Below are 22,171 nucleotides of genomic sequence, written 5' to 3' on the forward strand. Positions count from 1 at the left end.
CGCGAGGAGGCCACTGCCGCGGGAACCGGTACGGTGTCCTGCACGGCAATGGCCTCCTCGTCGTTCATGGTGCCGACGCGGCCCGCCCATAGACGGATGACGCTGGGTGAGCCCGTTCGGCGCGTCCCTCCCGCCCTGGTCAGCGGGCGGGGGCGGTTCCCAGCCTAAACGTGCCGGGAGTCCGGTGGAACGTGGCTCAGGCGCCGACGCGGAAGCGGGCGAAGCGCTTGAGGGCGACGCCGTTCTCCTCGAGGACCTTGGCGACGGTCTTCTTGTTGTCCTTCGCGAAGGCCTGCTCCAGGACGGAGAACTCCTTCACGAAGCCGGTGACGCGACCCTCGACGATCTTCGGCAGGGCAGCCTCGGGCTTGCCCTCCTCGCGCGCGGTGGCCTCGGCGACGCGACGCTCGTTCTCGATGTCCTCGGCCGGGATGTCCTCGCGGGAGAGGTACTTCGGCGCGAAGGCGGCGATGTGCTGCGCGACGTCCTTGGCGACCTCGGCGTTCTCCTTGTCCAGCTCGACCAGGACGCCGACGGCCGGCGGGAGGTCGGGGCTGGTCTTGTGGAGGTAGACCGCGACGAAGCCGTCACCCGCGAACTGGGCGAAGCGTCGGAAGACGATCTTCTCGCCCAGGGTCGCGTTGGCCTCGTCCACGAACTGCTGGACGGTCTTGCCGGGCTCGATCTCGGAAGCCAGCGCGGCGTCCAGGTCGGCCGGAGCGGACGCGGCGACGTGGGCGGCGATCGCGTCGGCGACCTGCACGAAGTTGTCACCCTTGGCGACGAAGTCGGTCTCGCAGTTGATCTCGACCAGAACGCCGGACTTCTTGTCCTCGGCGATCAGCGCGGCGACGGCGCCGTTGGAGGCGTCACGGCCCTCGCGCTTGGCGACGCCCTTCTGGCCCTTGATGCGCAGCAGCTCGACGGCCTTGTCGACGTTGCCCTCGGCCTCGTCCAGAGCCTTCTTGCAGTCCATCATGCCGGCGCCGGTGAGCTCACGGAGCTTCTTGACGTCCGCGGCGGTGAAGTTCGCCATGGTGTGAATCTCTTCTCGCGTCTCGCGTGTCTGCGTGGGGTTGTGCCGGGACCGCTGGTTCGGTCCCGGCACGGGAGAGAGGGGCACTTACCGGTGTCGTACCGGCGAGTGCCCCTCACCCTTGGTACGTCAGGCCTGCTCGGCCGGAGCCTCGTCGGCGGCCGCAGCCTCGGCGACGGGGGCCTCGGCGGCGGGGGCCTCGACCTCGGCAGCAGCCTCGGCGGCGGGGGCCTCGGTGGCGGCGTCGGCGTCGGCGGCCGGAGCCTCCTCAGCCTTCTTCTCGCCCTCGATGAGGTCCTTCTCCCAGTCGGCCAGCGGCTGGTCGGCGCCCGGCTCGGCCTTCGCGTCGCCCTTGGCGACACCCGCGCGGGACTTGAGGCCCTCGGCGACGGCGTCGGCGATCACACGGGTCAGCAGGGTGACGGAGCGGATCGCGTCGTCGTTGCCCGGGATCTTGTAGTCGACCTCGTCGGGGTCACAGTTGGTGTCGAGGATCGCGACGACCGGGATGTTGAGCTTCCGGGCCTCGCCGACAGCGATGTGCTCCTTCTTGGTGTCCACGATCCAGACGGCGCTGGGAACGCGCTGCATGTCGCGGATACCGCCGAGGGTCTTCTCGAGCTTGGTGTGCTCGCGCTCCAGAACCAGGAGCTCCTTCTTGGTGAGGCCGGAGCCGGCCACGTCCGTGAAGTCGATCTCGCCGAGCTCCTTCATCCGCTGAAGGCGCTTGTAGACGGTCTGGAAGTTGGTCAGCATGCCGCCGAGCCAGCGCTGGTTCACGTAGGGCATGCCCACGCGGGTGGCCTGCTCGGCGATGGCCTCCTGGGCCTGCTTCTTCGTGCCGACGAAGAGGACGCTGCCGCCGTGGGCAACGGTCTCCTTGATGAACTCGAAGGCGCGGTCGATGTAGTTCAGCGACTGCAGGAGGTCGATGATGTAGATGCCGTTGCGCTCCGTGATGATGAAGCGCTTCATCTTCGGGTTCCAGCGGCGGGTCTGGTGACCGAAGTGGACGCCGCTCTCCAGCAGCTCCCGCATCGTGACGACGGCCATAGCCGTACTCCTAAGGTGTTGCGCCCGGCTCCGCGCAGTCGACGTGGTGGGTCGCGCGGTGGCGCTCCCCGCTCGGCGTCTGCGTACGGCCGGGTCAGGCTCGGTTTTGTCCGTGACAGTCAGGTGACAGTCACGCCTGACGCCCCGAACGTGCCGAGCCGCTTCGGCCCGAGTGGTCCGGAGACCCTTCGGGCTCGGCGGACCGAGCGGCACTCGCACCTGGCGGGGGCGGCGGCTGAGCCGCATCCGTCCACCGGTGGCGGGGCGTGCGAAGTCGACCCGGCGGACCGGGTCGCGTGTGAAGTGTACGGGAAGCGCCGAGCCGCGGGCGACTCCACAGGGACGGGAGGTCGGTGGGGAGGCGGGCGGGGAAGCGGGAGGGAGGGTGGACGGGACCGCGCCGGGACGGCCGGTGGGGCGGTGGGCGGGCGCAGGACGGCGGGGGCGGTGGGGCGGCCTGGCCCGGGCTGGGGTAGGGACGCCGGGGGGGGTGGGGGGCGAGGGGGTGCGTGCAGGGGTGGGTGCGGGGGCGTGGGGGCGTGCTCGGAGGAGCTCGCGCCGGGGGTGCACTCGGGGCGCGTCACCCGTGGGAGGGATGGCGGCTGTCCACAGGGCCCGGTTGTCCACAGGAATCGGGGTGGGGCTGGTCGGGCTCGCGCACCCCGGAGAACCTCGGCGGCATGACAACCGCCCTGGAAGCCACCGCTCCGTTCGTTCCGCCCGTCTCCCCCGCCGCGCCGTCCGGGATCACGTCGTCCACCACCGCGTCGTCCGGCACCCTCGGCGGGGTCGGGGGCTTGTCGTCGCCCCCGCCACTCGGGCCGGGGCCCGGACCCAACCGCCGGCTGCTGCTCGCGCTTGTGACGGTGACGGCCCTGCTGCTGACCGTTCTGCCGGGGCCGGCGGGCCATGCCGCCGAGACGGCGGGGCACGGCTCTCGCGACTCCGTGGATGCCGGTGCCAGTGCCAGTGCCAGCGGCAGTCTCGGGGGCGGTGCCGGTTCCGGGGGCGGCGCCAGTCCCGGGGGCGGACGGGTGTGGCCGGTGGGCGGCCCGGGTGGGCTGGTCAGGCGCTTCGAGGCACCGGCCACACCATGGGCCGCCGGACACCGGGGCGTCGATCTCGCCGCCACGGGTGGTGCGGACATCCGGTCGGCCGCCCCCGGGGTGGTCTCCTTCTCCGGCCTGGTGGCAGGCCGACCGGTGGTCACCGTCACCCACCCGGCCTCAGGATCTCCGCCGCTGCGGACCACCTATCTGCCGGTCACCGGGAGCCTCGCCACCGGCACCACCGTCACGGCCGGCGAAGTGATCGGGCAGCTCACCCCCGGGGCCGTCCACTGCGCCGGCCACGACTGCCTGCACTGGGGGCTGCTGCGCGGCGACCGGTACCTCGATCCCCTGGCCCTCTTCGGAGCCGGTGCGGCCCGACTGCTCCCGCTCGGACGGGAGCACTGAGACCGGTGCACGGACGGGAGCGCCGGGACCGGCTCGGTCAGCTCCCGCCCAGGCCGTGCAGGGCGAGCGCGACCGCGGCGTCCGCGATCACTTCCTGACTCGGGGCCGGTCCACCGGCAGGACGCTGCTCGGCCTGCCGAACGGCGGCCTCCACGATTCCCTGGAGCAGCCCGGCAGCCAGCCGCGGCTGCTCGTGACCGAGGTCCTGGAGGGCCTGGACCACCAGGCCGACGAGCTTGCCGTGGGCCGCCCGAATCCGCTCGCGCGCCGCTTCGTCCAGCTCCAGCGCCGAGATCGCCGCCACCGCCCGGTGCCGAGGGTCCCCGGCCAGCGCGAGCTGACCTCGGACGTAGGCCTCGATCCGGGCCGCCGCGGTGTCGCAGCTCTCCATCCCGGCCTCGATCTCGGCCGCCCAGAGCGGGAAGTCGACCTCGCAGAGCAACTCGACCACGGCGGCGCGGGAACGGAAGTACTCGTAGACCGAGGACCGCGCCAGACCGGTGCGCGCCGCGAGCGCGGGGAAGGTCAGGGCATCCATTCCCCCCTCGGTGAGCAGGCTGCGGGCAGCATCGAGAAGGGCTGCCCGCTGCAGCTGTCGGTGCTCGGCCAAAGTGGCCGCTCGGATCTTCGGCACTGTCCCACTGTACGGAGCCCTACACCCCGCCGATACGGCGCCGCGCATGACGGGGTGCGTGGAGGGGATCCGGCGGCAGGGCGGAAGCACCCCGCAGGCGCCCCGCAAGGGGTCGGAGCTGCTGGACGATCGGGTGCCGAAGGGGCCGCTACCGGATGTCCGACAGCTTGGCTCGCAACTGCAGCACCGACTTGGTGTGGATCTGGCTGACCCGGCTCTCCGTCACCCCCAGCACCTGGCCGATCTCCGCGAGGGTGAGGCCCTCGTAGTAGTAGAGCGTCACGACGGTCTTCTCCCGCTCGGGCAGGGTGTTGATCGCCTGTGCCAGCAGTCTGCGCAGCTCCCGGTCCTCGGCCACCTCCACGGGGTTGTCCGCGCCGCGGTCCTCCAGGGTGTCGCCCAGGCTCGGCCGGTCCCCGCCTTCGCCCACCGGGTGGAGCAGTTCGTCCAGCGCCACCACGTTGGCGAGGGAGAGCTGGCTGAAGATGGCGTGCAGGTCCTCGATCGCGATGCCCATCTCGGCCGCGACCTCGGGCTCGTGCGGCGTGCGGCGCAGCCGGGCCTCCAGGGTCGCGTACGTCCGCTCGACCGCCTTCGCCTTCTGCCGCACCGAACGCGGGATCCAGTCAAGGGCCCGGAGCTCGTCGATGATCGCGCCGCGGATCCGGCTGATCGCGTAGGTCTCGAACTTGATGGCCCGATCGATGTCGAACTTCTCGATCGCGTCGATCAGCCCGAAGACACCCGAGGAGACGAAGTCCGCCTGCTCGACGTTGGAGGGCAGCCCGACCCCGACCCGGCCCGCCACGTATTTGACGAGCGGTGAGTAGTGCAGGATCAGCTGCTCCCGCAATCGCTGGTCGCCCGTCTCCTTGTAGGAGCGCCAGAGCGCTTCCAGCGCCGTGCGGTCGGAGCCGACGCCCGACTCCCGCCGTGGTGCCGGCGTCCCGACGGGAGCGGGCACCTCCGTGGGTGTGGACGTCTCCGCGGGTACGGGCGCGGCGTCCTGGCCCTGGGCCGGGCTGGGGACGGCGGCCACCTCGGGGGCGGTAGCCACTTCAGACGTACCGGCCGCTTCGGAAGCGTCCGGCGGACCGGGCTCGTCCGGCCGACCGGCGTACGCGCCGGTGTGCGCCGGTCGGCCACCCTGCCGGGCAAGGGCCCCCATCGCACCCGTCGCCTTGGGCGGGAACTCGGTCACGGGGCGCCGCTCGGTCCGCGGCCCTCCCGAGGACCGGGCGCCACCGGTCACTCTGTGTCCGGGAATGTGTGTGGGCATGCGTTGGTCTGCGCCGTTCTGCCGAGTCATGTGCTGATAGGGAAGGCATGGCGAGCGTAGCGTGACCGACTCACTGCAATGTGCTACCGCCACTCGGTCGTCCCCCGATCCGGTGGCGTTCGTGTCGCCGGGGCCCGGCAGCGGGAGTGAATGCCTCGACCGGCGATTCACCGCCCCACCTCCCGCCGACGGCGGCGCACCCGGCCGCCTCCCGATTCGTCCTGATCCGCCCGATCGGTCACCGGCCACGCACCAGTCGCCAGTGGGCACCGTGCCGTTCCACGAATCCGAGGGACCCCAACTCATAGAGCCGGTGGAGCACTTCGTCCGGCGGGAGACCCGACTGCCGGGCCAGGCGCTCCACCGGCGCACCCTCCGCCGTCGCCGGCACCGCCTCCAGGACCCTCGCCACGACCGGCTCCAGGAGGTCCCTCGGCAGCACCGGCCCGCCGCGCTGGGGCGCGAGGTCGTCACCGATCGCGCCGATCAGCTCGGCGACCTCCGCCGCGTCGGTGACCAGCGTGGCGCCGCCGCGAATCAGGGCGTGCACTCCGGCCGAGAGCTCCGACGTCACCGGGCCGGCGACACCCATCGTGTGCCGGTTGAGGTCCCGGGCGCGTCTGGCCGTACTCAGCGCCCCGCTGCGCAACGCCGCCTCGACCACCACCGTCCCTCGAGTGAGGGCCGCGATCACGCGATTGCGCAGCACGAACCGGAACCGGTTCGGGTGCTCCCCCGGCGGAAGCTCACTCAGCAGCAGGCCCTGGGAGGCGATCCGTCGGATCAACTGGGCGTTGCCCCTCGGGTAGGCCACATCGACCCCGCAGGCGAGGACTCCGATGCTCATCCCCCCGACGGCCAGCGCACCCCGGTGGGCGGCCGCGTCGATCCCGTACGCCGCGCCGGAGGCCACCACCCACCCGCGTTCGGCCAGTTGCGCCGACAGCTCCCCCGCGACGTGCGCTCCGTAGGCCGTGCAGGCCCGCGCGCCGACGACCGCGACCGAGCGCAGGGCGAGCAGTCGCAGGGAACCCGTCCCGGACACCCAGAGCCCGAGCGGTCTGCCGGCTCCCAGGTCGTCGAGTTGGCTCGGCCATTCCGTGTCGCCCGGAATGATGAAGCGCCCACCGGCCGTACGCACTCGCTCCAGGTCCGCGACGGGGTCGACGTCGACCAGCCTGGCCCGGTAGGCGGCGAGCCGCTCCGCGTCCAGGCCCGGATGGTCGGGGACGGTGCCGTCCCGGATCGCCCGGACGACGTCGGCGGCGTCGAGCTGGGTGAGCCACCGGCCCAGGACCGCGTCACCCGGTTCGCTGAGCCTGCTCAGCGCTGCCCTGGCGAGACGCTCGAGCTCGGCCTCCCGCCCCGCTTCGGAGGGGTGCTGAGGGTGGTTCATCGTCTGGTTCATGCTCAGGTCTCCTTGTCGCTCGGCCGCTGATCGGGTGTCGCGGCAGGTGGACCGGCACGGAGCAGCCGGTCGCCCTTCGGCCCGGCCGGCGGCAGCGGCTCGCCGCCGAGCCGGCCGAAGGAGCGCTCGGTCAACGGCAGCCCCTGCTCCACACCGGTGCGGAGCACCAGGGCCGTCCGTACGTCCCGCTGGTCCGGCCGGTCGCGCCCGGCGAGATCGGCGACCGTCCAGGCGACCCTGAGCACCCGGTCCAGGCCGCGGGCGGTCAGCAGACCGCGCTCCAGCTGTCGGGCGGCATCGTTCAGCGCGTTGGGGCCGAGCTGCCAACGGGTCCGCAGCTCATGGCCGGGCACTTCGGCATTGGTCCGCCACGGTGTGTGCGCCAGCCGTGCCGCCGCGCGCTCCCGCGCGGCAAGCACCCGGGCCGCCACCGTCGCGGTGCTCTCCGCCGTGGTGTCCCGCTCCATCAGCTCGACCCTGGTCACCGGAGCGACCTGGACCTGGAGGTCGACCCGGTCGAGCAGCGGTCCGGACAGCCGCCCCTGGTACCGGCTGACCATCGCCGGAGTGCACTCGCACCCCTCGCCCCGCCGCGAGTACCGCCCGCAGGGGCAGGGATTCGCGGCCAGGCAGAGCAGGAACCTGGCCGGCAGCCTGAGCGATCCGGCCGATCGGGCGATCACCACCTCCCCCGATTCGAGCGGCTGGCGCAGCGCGTCGAGCACCCTGACCGGGAACTCCGGCGCCTCGTCCAGGAACAGCACACCCCGGTGAGCCAGCGAGACCGCACCCGGTCGGGGCAGGCCACTGCCGCCGCCGACGATGGCCGGCATGGTGGTGGAGTGGTGCGGTGCGCAGTACGGCGCGCAGCCGATCAGTGGCCGACCGGCCGGGAGCAGTCCGGCCACCGAGTGCACGGCGGTGACCTCCAGGGCCTCCTTCTGGGTGAGTGGCGGCAGCAGCGCCGGGAGCCGCTCCGCCAACATGGTCTTGCCCGCGCCCGGTGGACCTTTCAAGTACAGGTGGTGACCACCGGCGGCGGCGATCTCCAGCGCGCGTCGGGCCTCGTACTGGCCGGCGACGTCCGCCAGGTCCAGCCGGGCGGCCCGGTCGTCGGGCAGTCCGCGCACCCCTGCGGTGGGGAGCATCAGCCCGGCCATCAGGGGATCCGGGCGGCCGCTGATCGGGTCGGGCGGCTCCTCCGGCTCGGGTGCGCCGGTCAGGACGGCGACGAGCTGCCGCAGGCTGCGCACGCCGATGACGGTCACGCCCGGGACCAGGGAGGCCTCGGCGGCAGTCTGTTCGGCCACCACGACCCGCTGGTAACCGGCGTCGGCGGCGGCGAGCACCGACGGCAGGATGCCGCGTACCGGGCGCACCCGCCCGTCGAGCCCCAGCTCGCCGATGATCAGCAGTTCGGCGATGGAGGACGGATCCAAGCGCTCGGCGGCGGCGAGGACGGCGCAGGCCACCGCGAGGTCGAAGCCGCTGCCACTCTTCGGTACCGAGGCGGGGCTGAGTCCGACGGTGAGCTTTCGCTGCGGCCAGACCTCGCCGCTGTTCACCAGGGCCGCGCGCACCCGGTCGCGGGCCTCGGAGAGGGCTTTGTCGGGCAGACCGACCAGGGTGAAGGCGGCGACTCCGGGCTCCAGATCGGCCTGGACCTCGACGATCACACCGTCGACGCCGACCAGCGCGACGGAACAGGTACGGGCGAAGGCCATCTCAGACCACCCCCCTCAGGTGGTCTACCGAGGCGGCACCCCGGGCCCGGTTGATGACGGCCACGAGGTCGATCCGGACGCCGCCGGGCGGCACGGGCGGCCACTGCGGGTCCGCCGGCGCGGGGCTGTACCCGGGGCCGGCCAACCTGGCGAAGTGGCCGGGCCAGCGCTCCGCCACCCAGCGCTCCGCCAATCGCTGGAGTCGGGCGGCCTTGGCTCGGTCGATGGCCTCGCTCGGCTGCTGGAATCCCCGCTCGGAGCGGGTCTTCACCTCACAGACGGCCAGGGTGTCGCCGTCGAGGGCGACGATGTCCAGCTCGCCCTCGACGCAGCGCCAGTTGCGGTCCAGGATCCTGAGGCCGCTCTCGGCGAGCCGCCGGGCAGCGACCCGCTCCCCATAACGGCCCAGCCCGTTGTTCGTGCCGCGCCCCGACAGGGCCTTCCCCGGACCGCCCCGCTCAGGACCGGCCTGCTCGGGAACGGCTCGCTCAGGACCGGCCTTCTCCGGGTCGGCCTGCTCCGTGCGCGGCGGAGCTGGCCCGTTTCCGAGCCCGGACAGCTCCGCCTGGTGCTCCTCCGGCGCCTTCGCCGCCCTGCGCCGGGCCTGCCCACTCGGTCGGGCCTTGGGCGTCTCACTCTGCTTACGCGTGGTGCGCTTGGTGTCCTGCACGGTGACCACCTCCGACGAGGAGGTTTCCGTGCGACCCGGGACAGGGCCAGAGGGTTGCTATTTCCTGTGGATAACCCGGGCCTGTGGATAACTTCTGTCACTCGCAGGAGTGGGAATCCCGGGAAAGTCGAAATTCCCCTGGACACCGCAGGCCCGAGCGGTCCAACGTCAGTTCCCGAACCCGGACTCGTCCGAGGGCAGCTCCAAATCGCTCTTCGCGAGCTCCTCGATGTTCACGTCCTTGAAGGTCAGCACCCGGACCTTACGGACGAACCGGGCCGGCCGGTACATGTCCCAGACCCACGCATCCGCCATCGACACCTCGAAGAAGACCTCGCCCTGGACCGAGTGCACCTGCAGCTCGTAGTCGTTGGTGAGGTAGAAGCGTCGCTCGGTCTCAATCACGTACTTGAACAGGCCGACGACGTCCCGGTACTCCCGGTAGAGCTTGAGCTCCATCTCGGTCTCGTACTTCTCGAGATCTTCGGCACTCATCCAGGCGTCCCCTCAACTTGTCACGTCCACCCATTGTGGACCACCGCACTCACCCTCAGAGCCTTACCGGCGTGACTGGCGGCCCCTCGGCCAGCAGTCGCCCCACGAAGTCCGCCAGCCCGATCGGATAGATCGTTTCGGCGGTCTCCCCCAGCTCCTCGACCGTCCACCAGCGTGCCGCGAGCAGTTCGGCGTGCTCGTCCCTGCCCATCCTCGAATGATCGAGCACCGTCTCCACGGTCCGGGCCAGGTGGAACCACTGCTCCTGTTCGTAGCGCTGCTCCCGAAAGGAGTACGAAACCGTGTCGTACGCCACCACGGGCCCCAGGTCCACGCCCCGCAGCCCCGTCTCCTCGGCGAGCTCGCGCACCGCCGCCTCGCGAATGCTCTCCCCCGGTTCCAGGCCTCCTCCGGGGGTGAACCACCAGGTGACGTCCGGCACCACCGGATCCGAGCCCCGGAAGAGAAGCAGGCGGTCCTGCCCGTCCAACAGCAGGATCCGTGAAGCCTTGCGGTGCTTCGCCATCATCGCCGCCCTCCCCCCTCCCCTCGTTCGTCGGGCCGATCCCCTCGATCCTGCCACCCGGCAGGACCTGCCGGGGCGATGTTCGGCAGAGCGATCGGGCCACGGTCACCGGCGGTCGCGCGGCCGTCGGCGCCGACTCGAACTGAGGCTGCGCCGCCGACCGGGGCGGCGGCGCCCGCCGGAGCAGCGGCCGTGGCACCCGTCAAGCGTCGCGGCGGCGTCCCAGCCGGCGGGCCGCACCGGCCGCCCCGCTCACCCCACAGGTCACGACGATCATCGCCGCGCCTACAACGGTGGCGTAGAAGGCCGGCTCCAACGGTCCCGGCTCGCCGGCCTTCGGCCCACCGAGCGCGTCGAAGGCGGTGGTGCGGGCGAACAGACCCGTCCGGCCGAAGGGCAGGACGGTGGCCTCCACCCGGGCCTCCACCTCGGTGGCGGGGATCGTGCCGCCGTCGACCTCCAGGTGGAGGCGGGAGTCGAGCGACCCCTGCCGGTTGTCTCCCAGCAGAAAGAGCCGGCCAGGAGGCACGTCCACGCTGAACGCGCTCCCCTGCGGGCCCTGCGCCTCCAGGTACGGCTCTTCCACCGGCTTGCCGTTGACGGTCAGCCGTTGGTCGTCCCCGGTGGTCGCCACCGTGTCCCCGCCGACCGCGACCACGCGCTTGACCATGAGTTCACCGCCCCACGCCTGGTCGCGGAAGACCACGACGTCACCCCGGCCGACGTCCTTGCCGTCGATCTGCCGGGCGACGACGGTGTCCCCGACCTTGAGCGTCGGGGTCATCGAGCCGGTCGGAATGCCGTACGGCCGGTAGTCCAGCGCCATGACCACGAAGCCGCCGACCAGCAGGACCAGACCGAGCCCGATCAGCACGCCCTGCAGCACCGCGGCCGGCTTGGGCCGGGACCGTCCGGGCGCGGGCGGGCGGTCCGCCGTCGGTGTCGCGACACTGCTCATCGAAACCATCCACCCCTGCCTGACCCGGGACCGCTCATGGCACGCCGGGGCCACAGGCGGAAAACCCGGCGGGCCGTGGCACGTCCGAGCAGATTACTCGTCGGTACCACGGCCCGCGCAAGACCCGGGGGCGACCCGGTGGTGGTCAGGACCGCTTCGCGCGTTCCGACCGGCCCTTCAGCCGGCGCGCCAGCGGAAGCAGGCCGACCGCGCCGACCGCGCCGGCCACGGGCGGAACGAACGGCACGGCCGCCGCCAGACCCTTCTGGTCGAAGGTGTCCGGCACCGGCAGCGTCGACCAGTGGTTGATCGGCCAGGCCACCACGAAAGCCCGTCCGATGACCTCGTCCACCGGAACGGTGCCGCCACCCGGCTGGTCCATGTGGAAGCGGGAGTCCAGCGAGTCCGCGCGGTGGTCACCCATCACCCAGATCCGGCCGTCCGGCACCTTCACCGGGCCGAAGGGCTTCGTCCCGCAGGGGGTGTTACCGGGGAACACGTACGGCTCGTTGAGAGCGATCCCGTTGACCTTGACCGGCCCCTCGCCCTCGCACTCGACGGTGTCCCCACCGACCGCGATGACCCGCTTGATCAGGTCCTTCTCGTTCTCGGAGGGCATCAGGCCGACGAAGCTGAGCACGTCCTGCACCCCCCGCACGAAGGAGTTGTCGCTCTGCTTGGTGGGCTCGTCCGCCAGCCAGCCGCCCGGGTCGTGGAACACCACGACCTCGCCCCGCTCGGGCTCGGCTCCGAACCACGGGGTCAGCTTGTCCACCAGGACGCGGTCGCCGACCTGAAGCGTGTTCTGCATCGACTCCGACGGAATGGAGAACGCCTGGACGAAGAAAGTCTTGATCACCAGCGCCAGGACCAGCGCGATGCCGATCAGAATCGGCAGTTCCTTCCAGAACGAGCGCTGCTTGTGCTCCTTGCCGCCGGCCTTCTCCTCCGACCCGCCGTCAGAGCTCACGTCGTCCCGGGCGTCGGAACCGTCGCCCGCACCACTGCCCTGCTCGTCCGCGGACTGAACCGCCGCGTCCTCCGCGGAACTCGAAGACACCGCGGACTCCGTCGACCGTTCCGCCCGATGACCGGAGCCCTCGGGCTCTCCGGCGCCTGAGCGGGCGCCGATCACCAAATCCCCCACAACGTCTCCTCCCAGCTGTGCGGACGCCTGCGCGTCCGCGCTCACAGTGCCGCACAGCGGGCACTACCTCCACCATCGACCGTGCCCCGGCCCCAGGGCCGCCCTCTTCGGGGACACCTGGCACCGGCACAGCCTCCGGACGCGGCCGTTGTCGCGTACCGGCCGCACCAGCACTTCTCTATCACTCCCAGGCATCCGGCTCGCGCTCCCACGCACGCCGGCCGGCCCTCCACCGGTCAGCCGGGCCTACTCCCGGGGCCGCCCAGGCCTTCGGCCGATGAGCGGAAGGATGCCCAACACACCCATAACGAGCGGAGGTTCCTTCGGAAGCGGCCCAACATCCATCGCTTCCGGCCCAGTTCCACGGACGTCCGCGGACCGGGCCAGCGAGGAGAGTGAACCCGGCGCATCAAGTTGATGGACCCGGCCGACCGGCCAGGCCACCACGAACGCCTGACCGACCACACCACTCAGTGGGATGGTGCCCTGCCCCGGATTACCCATGTGAAAACGGGAGTCGGCCGACACGTCCCGATGGTCGCCCATCACCCAGAGCCGCCCCTGCGGCACCTTCACCTTGAACGGCTGGCGGGACGGCGGGTTGCCCGGCGACAGGTACGGCTCGTCCACCGCCGTGCCGTTGACGCTGAGGCGGCCCTGCTCGTCGCAGCACTCCACGGTGTCCCCGCCGACACCGATCACCCGCTTGATCAGATCCTGCTCGCTGTCGGACGGCAGCAGCCCGACGAAAGTGAGGACCTGCTTCGCCCCGCGAAGCACCGGCCCGTCCGTGGACGGCTTGTGGTCGGCCTCCAGCCAACCGCCCGGATCCTTGAACACCACGACGTCGCCGCGCCCCGGCTCGGCACCGAACCAGGGGGTGAGCTTGTCCACCAGCACCCGGTCGCCGATCTGGATGGTCTGCTCCATCGAACCGGAGGGGATGACGAACACCTGCACCATGAAGGTCTTCATCACCAGTGCCACCAGCAGTGCCACCAGGACGATCAGCGGGATCTCGTGCAGGAGCGAGCGCTTGCGGCGGCGGGCGGCCCGGCGGGCGGTACGCCGACGGTCGGCCCGCCCGCGGATGGGCGTCGCTGCCTCCGGGCCGGTCGCCCCCGGTCCGCGTGCTCCCGCCGGATCGCCCGGTACCGCGTCGGACGGTCGGTCCGCCAGGCGGCCCCTACCTCTGGTCCCCATGGCCACCGGTCCCCCCTACCGCGGCGAACGCCGCCGACCGGCCCAGGCCGGTCCAGTGGCCGACCGGGTAGACCACCCACTCCGCCCGTCCGATCACCTTGCCCTCGGGCACGAACCCGCCACCGGGCTCACCCAGGTGGTCCCGCGAGTCACGGGAGGCATCGCGGTGGTCCCCCATGACCCACAGCTTTCCGGCCGGAACGACCACATCGAAGGCCACCTTCGACGGCTCGTCCCCCGGTGCGAGGTAGGAGGACTCGTCGACCGGTACGCCGTTGACGGTGATCCGCGCGCCCGGCCCGGTACTGGTCACCCGGTCCCCGCCGACACCGATGACGCGCTTGACGTAGACCGAGTCGTCGGCCGGCGCGAGTCCGAGATCCCGGACGAGCGAGCGCAGTGCGTTCCCGAACCCGGTCGGCTCGGCCGACCCACGCAGGAAGGAGCCCCTCCCGTCGAAGACCACCACGTCACCGCGCTGCGGATGCCCTCCGAAGGAGTAGGCCAGTTGGTTCGCGATCAGGCGGTCGCCCGGGCGCAGGCTGTTCTCCATCGACCCGGACGGCACCGCGAACGGCCGCGCCACGAAGGCGTTCACCAGGAGCAGGGACAGCAGGCAGATACCCACCAGCAGAAGGAGGTCACGCGAGCGCGAACGGGGCACCGCCCCGGGCTCGTCCACCGAAACGTCGGCCGAAGCGCCCGCCGAGTCCTCCACCGAGTCCTCCACCGAGCCGTCGGCCGAGGTCCGCTCGGATTCCGGGACCGCCTCCCGGGGCGCCTGGGCCTCGGGGACGCGCCGGGTGCCCGGCTCGAGTACCGGCTCCACCATCGGCGCCGTGGCGGGCACCGGCGCCGTGGCGGGCGCGGTCGTGGAAACGGCCGCGGACCGCGACGGCGAGTCCGCACCGGTGGGTGCGGGACAGCCGTCGCGGTCCGCGGATGGTTCGTGCGTGCTCATCGGGGGGTGAGCTTACCGTGCGGCAGCCGCGCCCCCTAGAGCGCTCCGATCCCCCGGGAGTACCGGGGGACGGTGGATCAGCGGTCGCGCTTCTCCTTGATCTTCGCGGCCTTGCCGCGGAGGTCACGCAGGTAGTACAGCTTGGCGCGGCGAACCGCACCGCGGGTCACGACCTCGATCTTCTCGACGACCGGGGTGTGCACCGGGAAGGTGCGCTCCACGCCGACGTTGAAGCTGACCTTGCGAACGGTGAAGGTCTCGCCGACACCGGCGCCGTGGCGGCGGATGACGACGCCCTGGAAGACCTGGACACGAGAGCGGTTGCCCTCGATGACCCGGACGTGGACCTTCAGGGTGTCACCGGCACGGAAGGCCGGAATGTCGCTACGCAGCGAGGCCGCGTCGACAGCAGCGAGCTTGTTGCTCATGTTGCTCTCCATCGCAGGCGCCACGGGCCGCCCACGGAAGTTCGTCACAATGGGGTTCGCTGCGGGCCGCATCGGTTGGCGATGTTCCCCCCGTGGCGAGGGCACCGGACCACGTGACTCCTACGTGAGGAGACCAGCGACAGACAGCAGCGACCTATTCTTCCACACCATCGACCACAGACCGAAATCGACCGAGCTGCTCGTCCCAGGCCAGGCCGAGGATGCTCAGCGCCTCACGGTCCTTCTTGTCGAAGCCGCCGTACTGCCAGCGCTCGACCAGATCGGGGCGGTTCGCCAGGGTCCGGGCGAAGGCCTGCTCGCGCCGCCAGCGGGCGATCCGCCCGTGGTTGCCGCTGAGCAGGACGTCCGGCACGGTCCGGCCGCGCCACTCGGCGGGCTTGGTGTAGACCGGGCCCTCCAGCAGGTCGGCCATGGCGCCGGGCGCGAAGGAGTCGTCCCGGTGGGACTCGGCGTTGCCGAGCACCCCGGGCAGCAGCCGGGCGATCGCCTCGACCATCACCAGCACGGCGACCTCGCCGCCGGCCAGGACGTAGTCGCCGATCGACACCTCGACCACCGGCATCCGGGTGGCTGCCTCCTCGATCACCCGCCGGTCGATGCCCTCGTACCGGGCCGGAGTGAAGGTGAGCCACGGGCGTCCGGCGAGCTCCTGGGCCAGCTCCTGGGTGAAGGGGCGCCCGCTCGGGGTGGGCACCACGAGCGTGGGCACCTCCCCGTCGGGGCCCGCGCTCAGCACGCCGTCCAGCGCCTCGCCCCACGGCTCGGGCTTCATCACCATGCCCGGTCCGCCGCCGTACGGGCTGTCGTCCACCGTGCGGTGGATGTCGTGCGTCCAGCCGCGCAGGTCGTGGACGTGCACATCCAGCTGACCGCGGGCGCGGGCCTTGCCGACCAGGGAGATGTTCAGCGGCTCCAGGTACTCGGGGAAGATCGTGACGACGTCGATCCGCATCCCGTCCTGGACGCCCCGCACCGCGGGCGGCTCCTGCGGCGACAGTTCCTCGGCGGTCACTCCGACTCCTCCGGATCCACCGACTCGTCCGACCTGCCCGACCTGTCTGACCCCTCCGACCCGTCCGACCCGTCCGACGCATCCGCGTCATCCGCCTCGCCCCGCACGACCTCGGCCTGCTCCGGGTCGATCAGGCCGCCCGGCGGGTCGATGACGACGCGCTGGTTCTCCAGGTCGATGGTCGGCACGATGCGGGTGACGAAGGGCACCAGCACCTCCGTCCCGTCGGGCTTCTCCACCGTGAGCAGGTCCTGGTAGGGGAGGTGGACGACCTCGGTGAGCTCACCGACCGGGGTGCCGTCGAGCAGGACGACGTCCAGACCGATCAGCTGGTGGTCGTAGTACTCCTCCGGGTCCTCGGGGCTCTCCTCCGGGTCGACCTCGGCGATCAGGACGGTGCCGCGCAGGGCCTCTGCGTCGTTGCGGTCCTTGACGCCGGCGAAGCGCAGCAGCAGCCGGCCGCTGTGCACCTTGCCGGACTCGACGGTCAGCGGTCCGGCCGACGCGGGGTCGGTGAGGAGGACGGCACCGGGACCGAGCCGGAGTTCCGGCTCATCGGTGCGGACCTCGACGCTGACATCCCCCTTGATGCCGTGGGCGCGGCCGATCTTACCGACGACGAGCTGCACGGTGATCGTTCTCCTGGGTGCTGGTGCTGGGTGCCGGCGCTGGGCACTGGGTGTGGGTGCTGGTACGGGGTACCAACGATGTGGTCGCCGTGACGGGTCCCGGCCCTGGAGCACAGGGCCGCGGAGGCGGGGGCACGGCGAGAAGGCGGTCGGGAACAGAGAAAGGCCGGCCGGGACGACATGCGTCCCGACCGGCCTCAAGCCTGACGGCTGAACGAGCAGCAGCGTCAGCGAATGCTGTCCACGTCGACCAGGTCGACACGGACGTTGCGACCGCCGAGGGCGCCGACAACGGTGCGCAGTGCACGCGCCGTGCGGCCGCCCCGGCCGATCACCTTGCCGAGGTCATCGGGGTGCACACGCACCTCGATGGTGTTCCCCCGACGCAGGTTGCGCGAACGCACCTGCACCTCGTCGGGGTGCTCGACGATGCCCTTCACCAAGTGGTCGAGGGCGTCCTCGATCACGATCAGGCCTCGACGGCGGCGTCGGCGTCAGCCTCGGCCTTGTCCGACTTCTTGGCCTTCGGGGTGATGGCAACACCGGTGGTGGCGTCCTCGAAGCCGGCGACGGCCTTCGCGAACAGGTGCGAGAAGTCCTCGACCTTGGGCTCGGCAACCAGCAGCGGAGCCGGGGCCGGCAGGCCCTTGAACTTCTGCCAGTCGCCGGTCAGCTTGAGGATGGCGAGAACCGGCTCGGTCGGCTGGGCGCCGACGGACAGCCAGTACTGGGCGCGCTCGCCGTCGACCTCGATCTTCGAGGGGTTGTAGGTCGGCTGGTAGATGCCGATCTCCTCGATCGCGCGGCCGTCACGCTTGGTGCGCGAGTCGGCGACGACGATGCGGTAGTGCGGGGAGCGAATCTTGCCGAGACGCTTGAGCTTGATCTTGACTGCCACGGGAGTGGATTCTCCTGGTGTTGACGTGGGTGAGCGGCCGCACCGTCGCGTGGGGTTGCGAGGCTGGCCGTTCAAGGGACACGCCAGCCGTAGGAGAGAGGGGTCCTGCTCGGCTGCCGAGTACTCAGCTGTCCATTCTGCCATACCGGCGCGAACCGCCTCGCCGCCGCCCGCTCGGCTCGACCGCCACCGACCACGGCCCGAAGCCGCCCGGTCAACGCCCGGTCACGCTGAGAAGCGCTCGTCCGGCACTGGCCCGGCAACCGACCGGCACCCGCCCCGCACCCGACCGGCACAGTCACTCCCCGGAGCCGCCCGGCCGACACCCGGCCACGGCTCACCACCGCCCCTCACCGGCCCACCACTCGGACCGCCACACCACCGACCGGCGCGGTCCACCCGTGGCCGACCGCCGAAACAGGTCGACCGGGAGCCCCCGCTCCCGGTCAGCCCAACACATCACAGCCGCCGGTCAGGGCCGCCGATCGGTCGTCCCGATCAGCCCTGCCGGCCGGGGCCGTCGATCGCTCCGGCCGGACGCACTGCCCGCACAGTCGCCGGCCGGCTCCCCACGCTACGCGATCTTGAACGGCTGCTGGCAGGCACCGCAGACGATGGACGCCTGCGCGAGGACCGACGGCACGACGCGGACGTTGCGCCCGCACCCGCAGACCGCCTTGACCCGGACGCCGCCCCCGGAGGAGCCGTGCCGGGCCGCCGGGCCGCGGAAGGCGCGCGAGACGCCGTCTCCGGCCACCGCCTCCTGGTGGGCGCCGAGGGCCCGGTCCAGCCGCTCGATGGTCTCGGCGTACCGCTCCTGCGTCTCCTTGAGCATGGTCACCTGGGAGAAGCCGCTGCTCGCATGCGGCTCGACCGGGTGCGCCAGGCCCAGCTCGGAAGCCAGGAGCAGGAAGCGCCGGTTGTGGTAGCGGCCGGCCCGCGAGGTGTCCCGGATGTCCCGGGCCGCGGCCAGACCGTGGGCAGCCTCGTGGAGGAGCCGCTCGAAACCGAGCCGCGTGCCACAGGCCGAGGAGGACTCGCCGATCAACGCCTCGGGCGAGGCGAGGTCGGGGAGGTCCTGATGGAAGGCCTGGATGTCACTCCAGGCGGCGGCCAGTTCGGCCGCGAGAACGAGGGGCTGTGTCGTGCTCACGCTAGACCAACGACGGAGTGCGAGCCGATGTTCCGCGTGTTCCCGATCTCCTGGAATTCCCAGGAAACTCTCAGGAATGTACGAGCGCGCGCGAAATGCGCGTTCCGGATCTGACGCAAGACCAACCCCCTGCCGGTTTGGGCCCGTCGTAGCTCGGCGGACCTCGTCATTTCCGTCCGGGGGGCGGGCTGTCGCACCCAGGACGTACGGCCCGCGGTCCTGTCGAGTTGACAGGGCCACGGGCCGTACACCGTACCGCTATTCCGTTAATACCGGCAGTTGACCGGCCAGTAGGGATGTCGACTGGTGAGACGGCCACCGGACGGTTACCGCCGGAATTCCCGACGGCGGTTGTCGACCGGATGTCCGACGGATGTCTCACGGTTGTCGGGCAGCTGCCGGATCATTGCCGTCAGCTGCCAGAAATCGCCAGTACCTGTCGGTATCCAACATCGACGACCAACGTCAGCCATCGCCTCGCCCGGGGCGTCCCGAGACCGCACCAGGCCCGTCCCGCGGGCCGCGGGTCAACCGGCCCGAGATCCGCCGGTGCGCCCACGTCCGAGCGGCCCAGCGGCCCGAGCACCACCAGAAGCCCCAGCAGCCCCAGCAGCCCAACCGACCCGAACGGACCCGAACGGACCCGCAGACGCGGATCCGCCGGCGCACCGCTGTAGGTGCGCCGGCGGATCCGCGCGCCGTTCAGTGGGCGGCGCGGGCCGTTCGGTGGACGTGGCCGGTCAGCGGCCGGTCAGTCGCCGCTCAGCAGCCGATCAGTAGGCGCGGGCCACGATCGCGATGTTGCCGTCCTGGTCGTCCGTCTGCGGCACCGAGCCGTCGGCGGCCACGATGCAGCGCACCGAGACGCCCTGCTCGGCCAGCTTGGCCTCGCCCTCCGGGCCCAGCTCGGCCCAGGAGATCCGGCCCCAGCCGGTGGCGGCGGCCTCGACGGCCTCGTCCAGGTTGGTCACGTCGACCGTGCGGGACTCGCGGCGCTCGCGGGACTGGCGCAGCAGCAGCGCCTGGTCCTCCTCCAGGACACCCGGGAGCAGCTCGGCCAGCGCGTCGATCGAGACCGGCTCCTTGCCGCCGGGGATGCGGCGGGCCAGCATCGCGGTGCCGTTCTCCAGGTCGCGCGGGCCGACCTCGATGCGCAGCGGCACGCCCTTGAGCTCCCAGTCCACGGCGCGGCGGCCGAACGGGGTGTCGGTGCGGTCGTCGACGACCACGCGGATGCCGACGGCCTCCAGCCGGGCGCCGATCTCGCGCACCTTGGCGATGACCGCGTCGTCGCCCTTGATGGCGAGGACGACGGCCTGGACGGCGGCCAGGCGCGGGGGCACCCGCAGGCCGTTGTCGTCGCCGTGGGACATGATCAGGCCGCCGACCATACGGGTCGAGACGCCCCAGGAGGTCTGCCAGACGTACTCGCGCTCGGCGCCCTGGAGCTGGTAGGTGGTGTTGAACGCCTTGGCGAAGTTCTGGCCCAGCTCGTGGCTGGTGCCCATCTGCAGCGCCTTGCCGTCGCCCATCATGCCTTCGAGGGTGAGGGTGTTGATCGCGCCGGCGAAGCGCTCCTTGGCGGTCTTGCGGCCGAGCACGACGTCGATGCCGAGCACGTTGGTCATGAAGTCGCCGTAGACCTGGGTGTGGATCATCGAGGCGTACTCGCGGGCGTCCTCGTACGTGGCGTGGGCGGTGTGGCCCTCCTGCCAGAGGAACTCGGTGGTCCGCAGGAAGACCCGCGGACGCAGCTCCCAGCGGACCACGTTGGCCCACTGGTTGATCAGCAGGGGCAGGTCGCGGTGGCTCTGCACCCACTTCGAGAAGTACTCGTTGATGATGGTCTCGGAGGTCGGCCGGACGACGACCGGCTCGTCCAGCTGCTTGCCGCCGCCGTGGGTGACCACGGCGAGCTCGGGGGCGAAGCCCTCGACGTGCTCCGCTTCCTTGGTCAGGTAGGACTGCGGGATGAACATCGGGAAGTAGGCGTTCTGCGCGCCTGCCTTCTTGATGCGGGCGTCCATCTCCTGCTGCATCCGCTCCCACAGGCCGTAGCCGTACGGTCGGATGACCATGGTGCCGCGCACCGGACCGTTGTCGGCCAGCTCGGCCTTGTTGATGAGGTCCTGGTACCAGCGCGGGAAGTCGTCCGCCTGGGGGGTGAGAACGGGTGCCTTTGCCATGGGGCGAATGGTACGGGGACAAGGGGCCTGACTTCGAATCCGTTCCACGGAACCGGTTCGCGCGCAAGCCGTCCCCTTCCTGCCCGGGCCGGGACGGTGCCCGGGCCGCCCGGCGGCCGAAGGGCGCCCCGGTTCCGCCAGGGGGCGCACGACCGCGACACGCGCGCACCACCCTGCACCCCTCTGGACGCCGCGCCCGAGCCGCTGTTCGCTGGAGTGGGGCGGGACTTTGGGGGAGCCGTAGCAGGACACCGAAGGACCGGATGGGAGGCCGCGATGGCTTCAGCTCGAACGACCGGCACGACCGTACGACCCACAGGCGCACATCCGCACGACCGGCGGGCCGCGGGGGCGTGGCCCGCGCGGGCGCGCGACTGGGCGGAGATCCAGGAACGCATGCTGGTACCGCTCTACGAGGCGGTCTACGCCCGGCTGGAGGTCGGCCCGGCGAGCAGCGTGCTCGGCCTGGGCTGCCGCTCCGGCCTGGCGCTGCTGCTGGCCGCCGGGCGGGGCGCCCAGGTCGCCGGTCTGGAGCCGCACGACGAGCTGCGCGAGCTGGCGCGGGACCGTCGGCTGAAGGTGGGCGCGGGCGCCCGGCCACCGGCGGAGGTCCCCCGCTCGGCCTATTCGCTGGTCACGGTTTTCGAGCAGCTGCCGGGGGCCGCCGATCCGCAGCGCGTGGTGACCGACGCGGCCCGGCTGACGCTGCGCGGCGGGCACGTGGTGCTGGCCGCCTGGGGCCCGCCGGAGCGCTGCGAGAGCGCGGCGGTCCTGGACGTGGCCCGGCGGATGGCGGGGCGCACCACCGCACGCGACCCGTTCGGGCTGAGCACGCCCGGCGCCCTGGAGGACCTGCTCGGGCCGGCCCGCCTGCGCCCGGCCGGCAGCGGCCGGGTGAGCTGCCCGTTCGCCTATCCGGACCTGGACAGCGCGGTGCGCGGACTGCTCTCCACCGGCCTCTACGACGCGGCGGCGGACTTCTCCGGGCTGTCGCTGGTGGCGAAGGAGCTGGAGGAGGCGCTGCAGCCGTACCTGCGGCCGGACGGCTCGGTCCGGATGGAGAACGTGTTCCGGTACCTGATCGCCGACCAGCCGCGGTAGCCCGACCGGCCCCGGAGCGACCGGCGAGCGACCGCGTGGCCCACGGCGCGGCAGAACCGCACCACGGCACCACCGAGCCGCCGAGCCGCCGAACAGCCGAACAGCGAACAGCGAACAGCCGAGCCGCACCACCGGACAGCCCAGCCGCCGCACCGCCCCACCCCCGGAGCCGGACCGGGGGCGCCCGCAGCC

21 protein-coding genes and 1 pseudogene are annotated in these 22,171 nt (G+C 71.8%); 2 read left to right on the plus strand and 20 right to left on the minus strand.

Annotated elements, in window-relative coordinates:
- Positions 1-196: 196 nt before the first annotated feature.
- Together tsf and rpsB are read right to left on the minus strand one after the other, a co-directional pair.
- Entirely contained in the window at positions 197-1,036 is an 840-nt protein-coding gene (gene tsf / locus ABZ495_RS19900; RefSeq protein ID WP_329489780.1) for a translation elongation factor Ts, read from the minus strand.
- A 129-nt stretch (positions 1,037-1,165) separates the two neighbouring features.
- Entirely contained in the window at positions 1,166-2,089 is a 924-nt protein-coding gene (gene rpsB, locus ABZ495_RS19905; RefSeq protein ID WP_329489779.1) for a 30S ribosomal protein S2, read from the minus strand.
- A gap of 1,043 nt (positions 2,090-3,132) precedes the next feature.
- On the opposite strand from rpsB, the gene ABZ495_RS19910 reads away from it, so the two are divergent.
- Positions 3,133-3,546 (plus strand): M23 family metallopeptidase, encoded by a 414-nt coding sequence (locus tag ABZ495_RS19910; protein WP_359837189.1) that lies wholly within the window; start codon positions 3,133-3,135, stop codon positions 3,544-3,546.
- A 37-nt stretch (positions 3,547-3,583) separates the two neighbouring features.
- Here the strand turns inward: ABZ495_RS19910 and ABZ495_RS19915 are convergent, their stop codons facing one another.
- The 18 genes and pseudogenes from ABZ495_RS19915 to proS form a co-directional block, all read right to left on the minus strand.
- The gene (locus ABZ495_RS19915) at positions 3,584-4,156 is read right to left on the minus strand and encodes a helix-turn-helix domain-containing protein (RefSeq protein WP_359837216.1); all 573 of its coding nucleotides are present in this window, start codon (positions 4,154-4,156) and stop codon (positions 3,584-3,586) included.
- Between the two features lie 172 nt (positions 4,157-4,328).
- A pseudogene (gene whiG / locus ABZ495_RS19920) lies at positions 4,329-5,078 on the minus strand (RNA polymerase sigma factor WhiG); the annotation flags it as partial.
- Positions 5,079-5,697: 619 nt separating this feature from the next.
- A complete protein-coding gene (gene dprA / locus ABZ495_RS19925; RefSeq protein WP_359807842.1) occupies positions 5,698-6,867 on the minus strand; it encodes a DNA-processing protein DprA in 1,170 nt (389 codons plus the stop codon).
- Positions 6,868-6,869: 2 nt separating this feature from the next.
- A complete protein-coding gene (locus ABZ495_RS19930) occupies positions 6,870-8,591 on the minus strand; it encodes a YifB family Mg chelatase-like AAA ATPase (protein ID WP_359837191.1) in 1,722 nt (573 codons plus the stop codon).
- 1 nt (position 8,592) lies between these two features.
- Positions 8,593-9,027, minus strand: coding sequence for a YraN family protein (locus ABZ495_RS19935; RefSeq protein WP_359807895.1), 435 nt, complete (start codon positions 9,025-9,027; stop codon positions 8,593-8,595).
- Positions 9,028-9,429: 402 nt separating this feature from the next.
- Entirely contained in the window at positions 9,430-9,756 is a 327-nt protein-coding gene (locus ABZ495_RS19940; RefSeq protein WP_030056781.1) for a DUF2469 domain-containing protein, read from the minus strand.
- A 55-nt stretch (positions 9,757-9,811) separates the two neighbouring features.
- A complete protein-coding gene (locus ABZ495_RS19945) occupies positions 9,812-10,285 on the minus strand; it encodes an NUDIX domain-containing protein (RefSeq protein WP_359807845.1) in 474 nt (157 codons plus the stop codon).
- A 199-nt stretch (positions 10,286-10,484) separates the two neighbouring features.
- Positions 10,485-11,240: a signal peptidase I gene (gene lepB / locus ABZ495_RS19950; protein ID WP_359807847.1), complete on the minus strand. Its 756-nt coding sequence runs from the start codon at positions 11,238-11,240 to the stop codon at positions 10,485-10,487.
- Between the two features lie 145 nt (positions 11,241-11,385).
- Positions 11,386-12,387, minus strand: coding sequence for a signal peptidase I (gene lepB / locus ABZ495_RS19955; RefSeq protein ID WP_359807849.1), 1,002 nt, complete (start codon positions 12,385-12,387; stop codon positions 11,386-11,388).
- Between the two features lie 246 nt (positions 12,388-12,633).
- On the minus strand, positions 12,634-13,590 hold the full coding sequence (gene lepB, locus ABZ495_RS19960; protein ID WP_359837192.1) for a signal peptidase I: 957 nt from the start codon (positions 13,588-13,590) through the stop codon (positions 12,634-12,636).
- Complete coding sequence (gene lepB, locus ABZ495_RS19965; RefSeq protein ID WP_359837194.1) at positions 13,574-14,422, minus strand: signal peptidase I; 849 nt, start codon at positions 14,420-14,422, stop codon at positions 13,574-13,576. Before lepB (ABZ495_RS19965) ends, lepB (ABZ495_RS19960) begins: the two co-directional genes overlap by 17 nt.
- A 206-nt stretch (positions 14,423-14,628) precedes the next feature.
- Complete coding sequence (gene rplS, locus ABZ495_RS19970; protein ID WP_063347674.1) at positions 14,629-14,979, minus strand: 50S ribosomal protein L19; 351 nt, start codon at positions 14,977-14,979, stop codon at positions 14,629-14,631.
- Between the two features lie 154 nt (positions 14,980-15,133).
- Complete coding sequence (gene trmD / locus ABZ495_RS19975) at positions 15,134-15,952, minus strand: tRNA (guanosine(37)-N1)-methyltransferase TrmD (protein ID WP_352291691.1); 819 nt, start codon at positions 15,950-15,952, stop codon at positions 15,134-15,136.
- A gap of 56 nt (positions 15,953-16,008) precedes the next feature.
- A complete protein-coding gene (gene rimM, locus ABZ495_RS19980; protein ID WP_359807851.1) occupies positions 16,009-16,641 on the minus strand; it encodes a ribosome maturation factor RimM in 633 nt (210 codons plus the stop codon).
- Positions 16,642-16,868: 227 nt separating this feature from the next.
- Complete coding sequence (locus tag ABZ495_RS19985; RefSeq protein ID WP_030306741.1) at positions 16,869-17,108, minus strand: RNA-binding protein; 240 nt, start codon at positions 17,106-17,108, stop codon at positions 16,869-16,871.
- 2 nt (positions 17,109-17,110) lie between these two features.
- A complete protein-coding gene (gene rpsP / locus ABZ495_RS19990; RefSeq protein WP_329489770.1) occupies positions 17,111-17,539 on the minus strand; it encodes a 30S ribosomal protein S16 in 429 nt (142 codons plus the stop codon).
- Between the two features lie 574 nt (positions 17,540-18,113).
- Positions 18,114-18,692, minus strand: coding sequence for a hypothetical protein (locus ABZ495_RS19995; RefSeq protein ID WP_329489769.1), 579 nt, complete (start codon positions 18,690-18,692; stop codon positions 18,114-18,116).
- 773 nt (positions 18,693-19,465) lie between these two features.
- Complete coding sequence (gene proS / locus ABZ495_RS20000) at positions 19,466-20,878, minus strand: proline--tRNA ligase (protein ID WP_329489768.1); 1,413 nt, start codon at positions 20,876-20,878, stop codon at positions 19,466-19,468.
- A gap of 396 nt (positions 20,879-21,274) precedes the next feature.
- Between proS and ABZ495_RS20005 the strand changes: the two genes are divergently transcribed.
- Positions 21,275-21,979 carry a methyltransferase domain-containing protein gene (locus ABZ495_RS20005; RefSeq protein ID WP_359807854.1) on the plus strand — a complete coding sequence of 235 codons (705 nt, stop codon included), beginning with the start codon at positions 21,275-21,277 and terminating at the stop codon, positions 21,977-21,979.
- The last annotated feature ends 192 nt before the right edge of the window (positions 21,980-22,171 follow it).

This window comes from Kitasatospora sp. NPDC005748, from assembly GCF_040630735.1.
In the GTDB taxonomy this organism is placed as follows: domain Bacteria; phylum Actinomycetota; class Actinomycetes; order Streptomycetales; family Streptomycetaceae; genus Kitasatospora.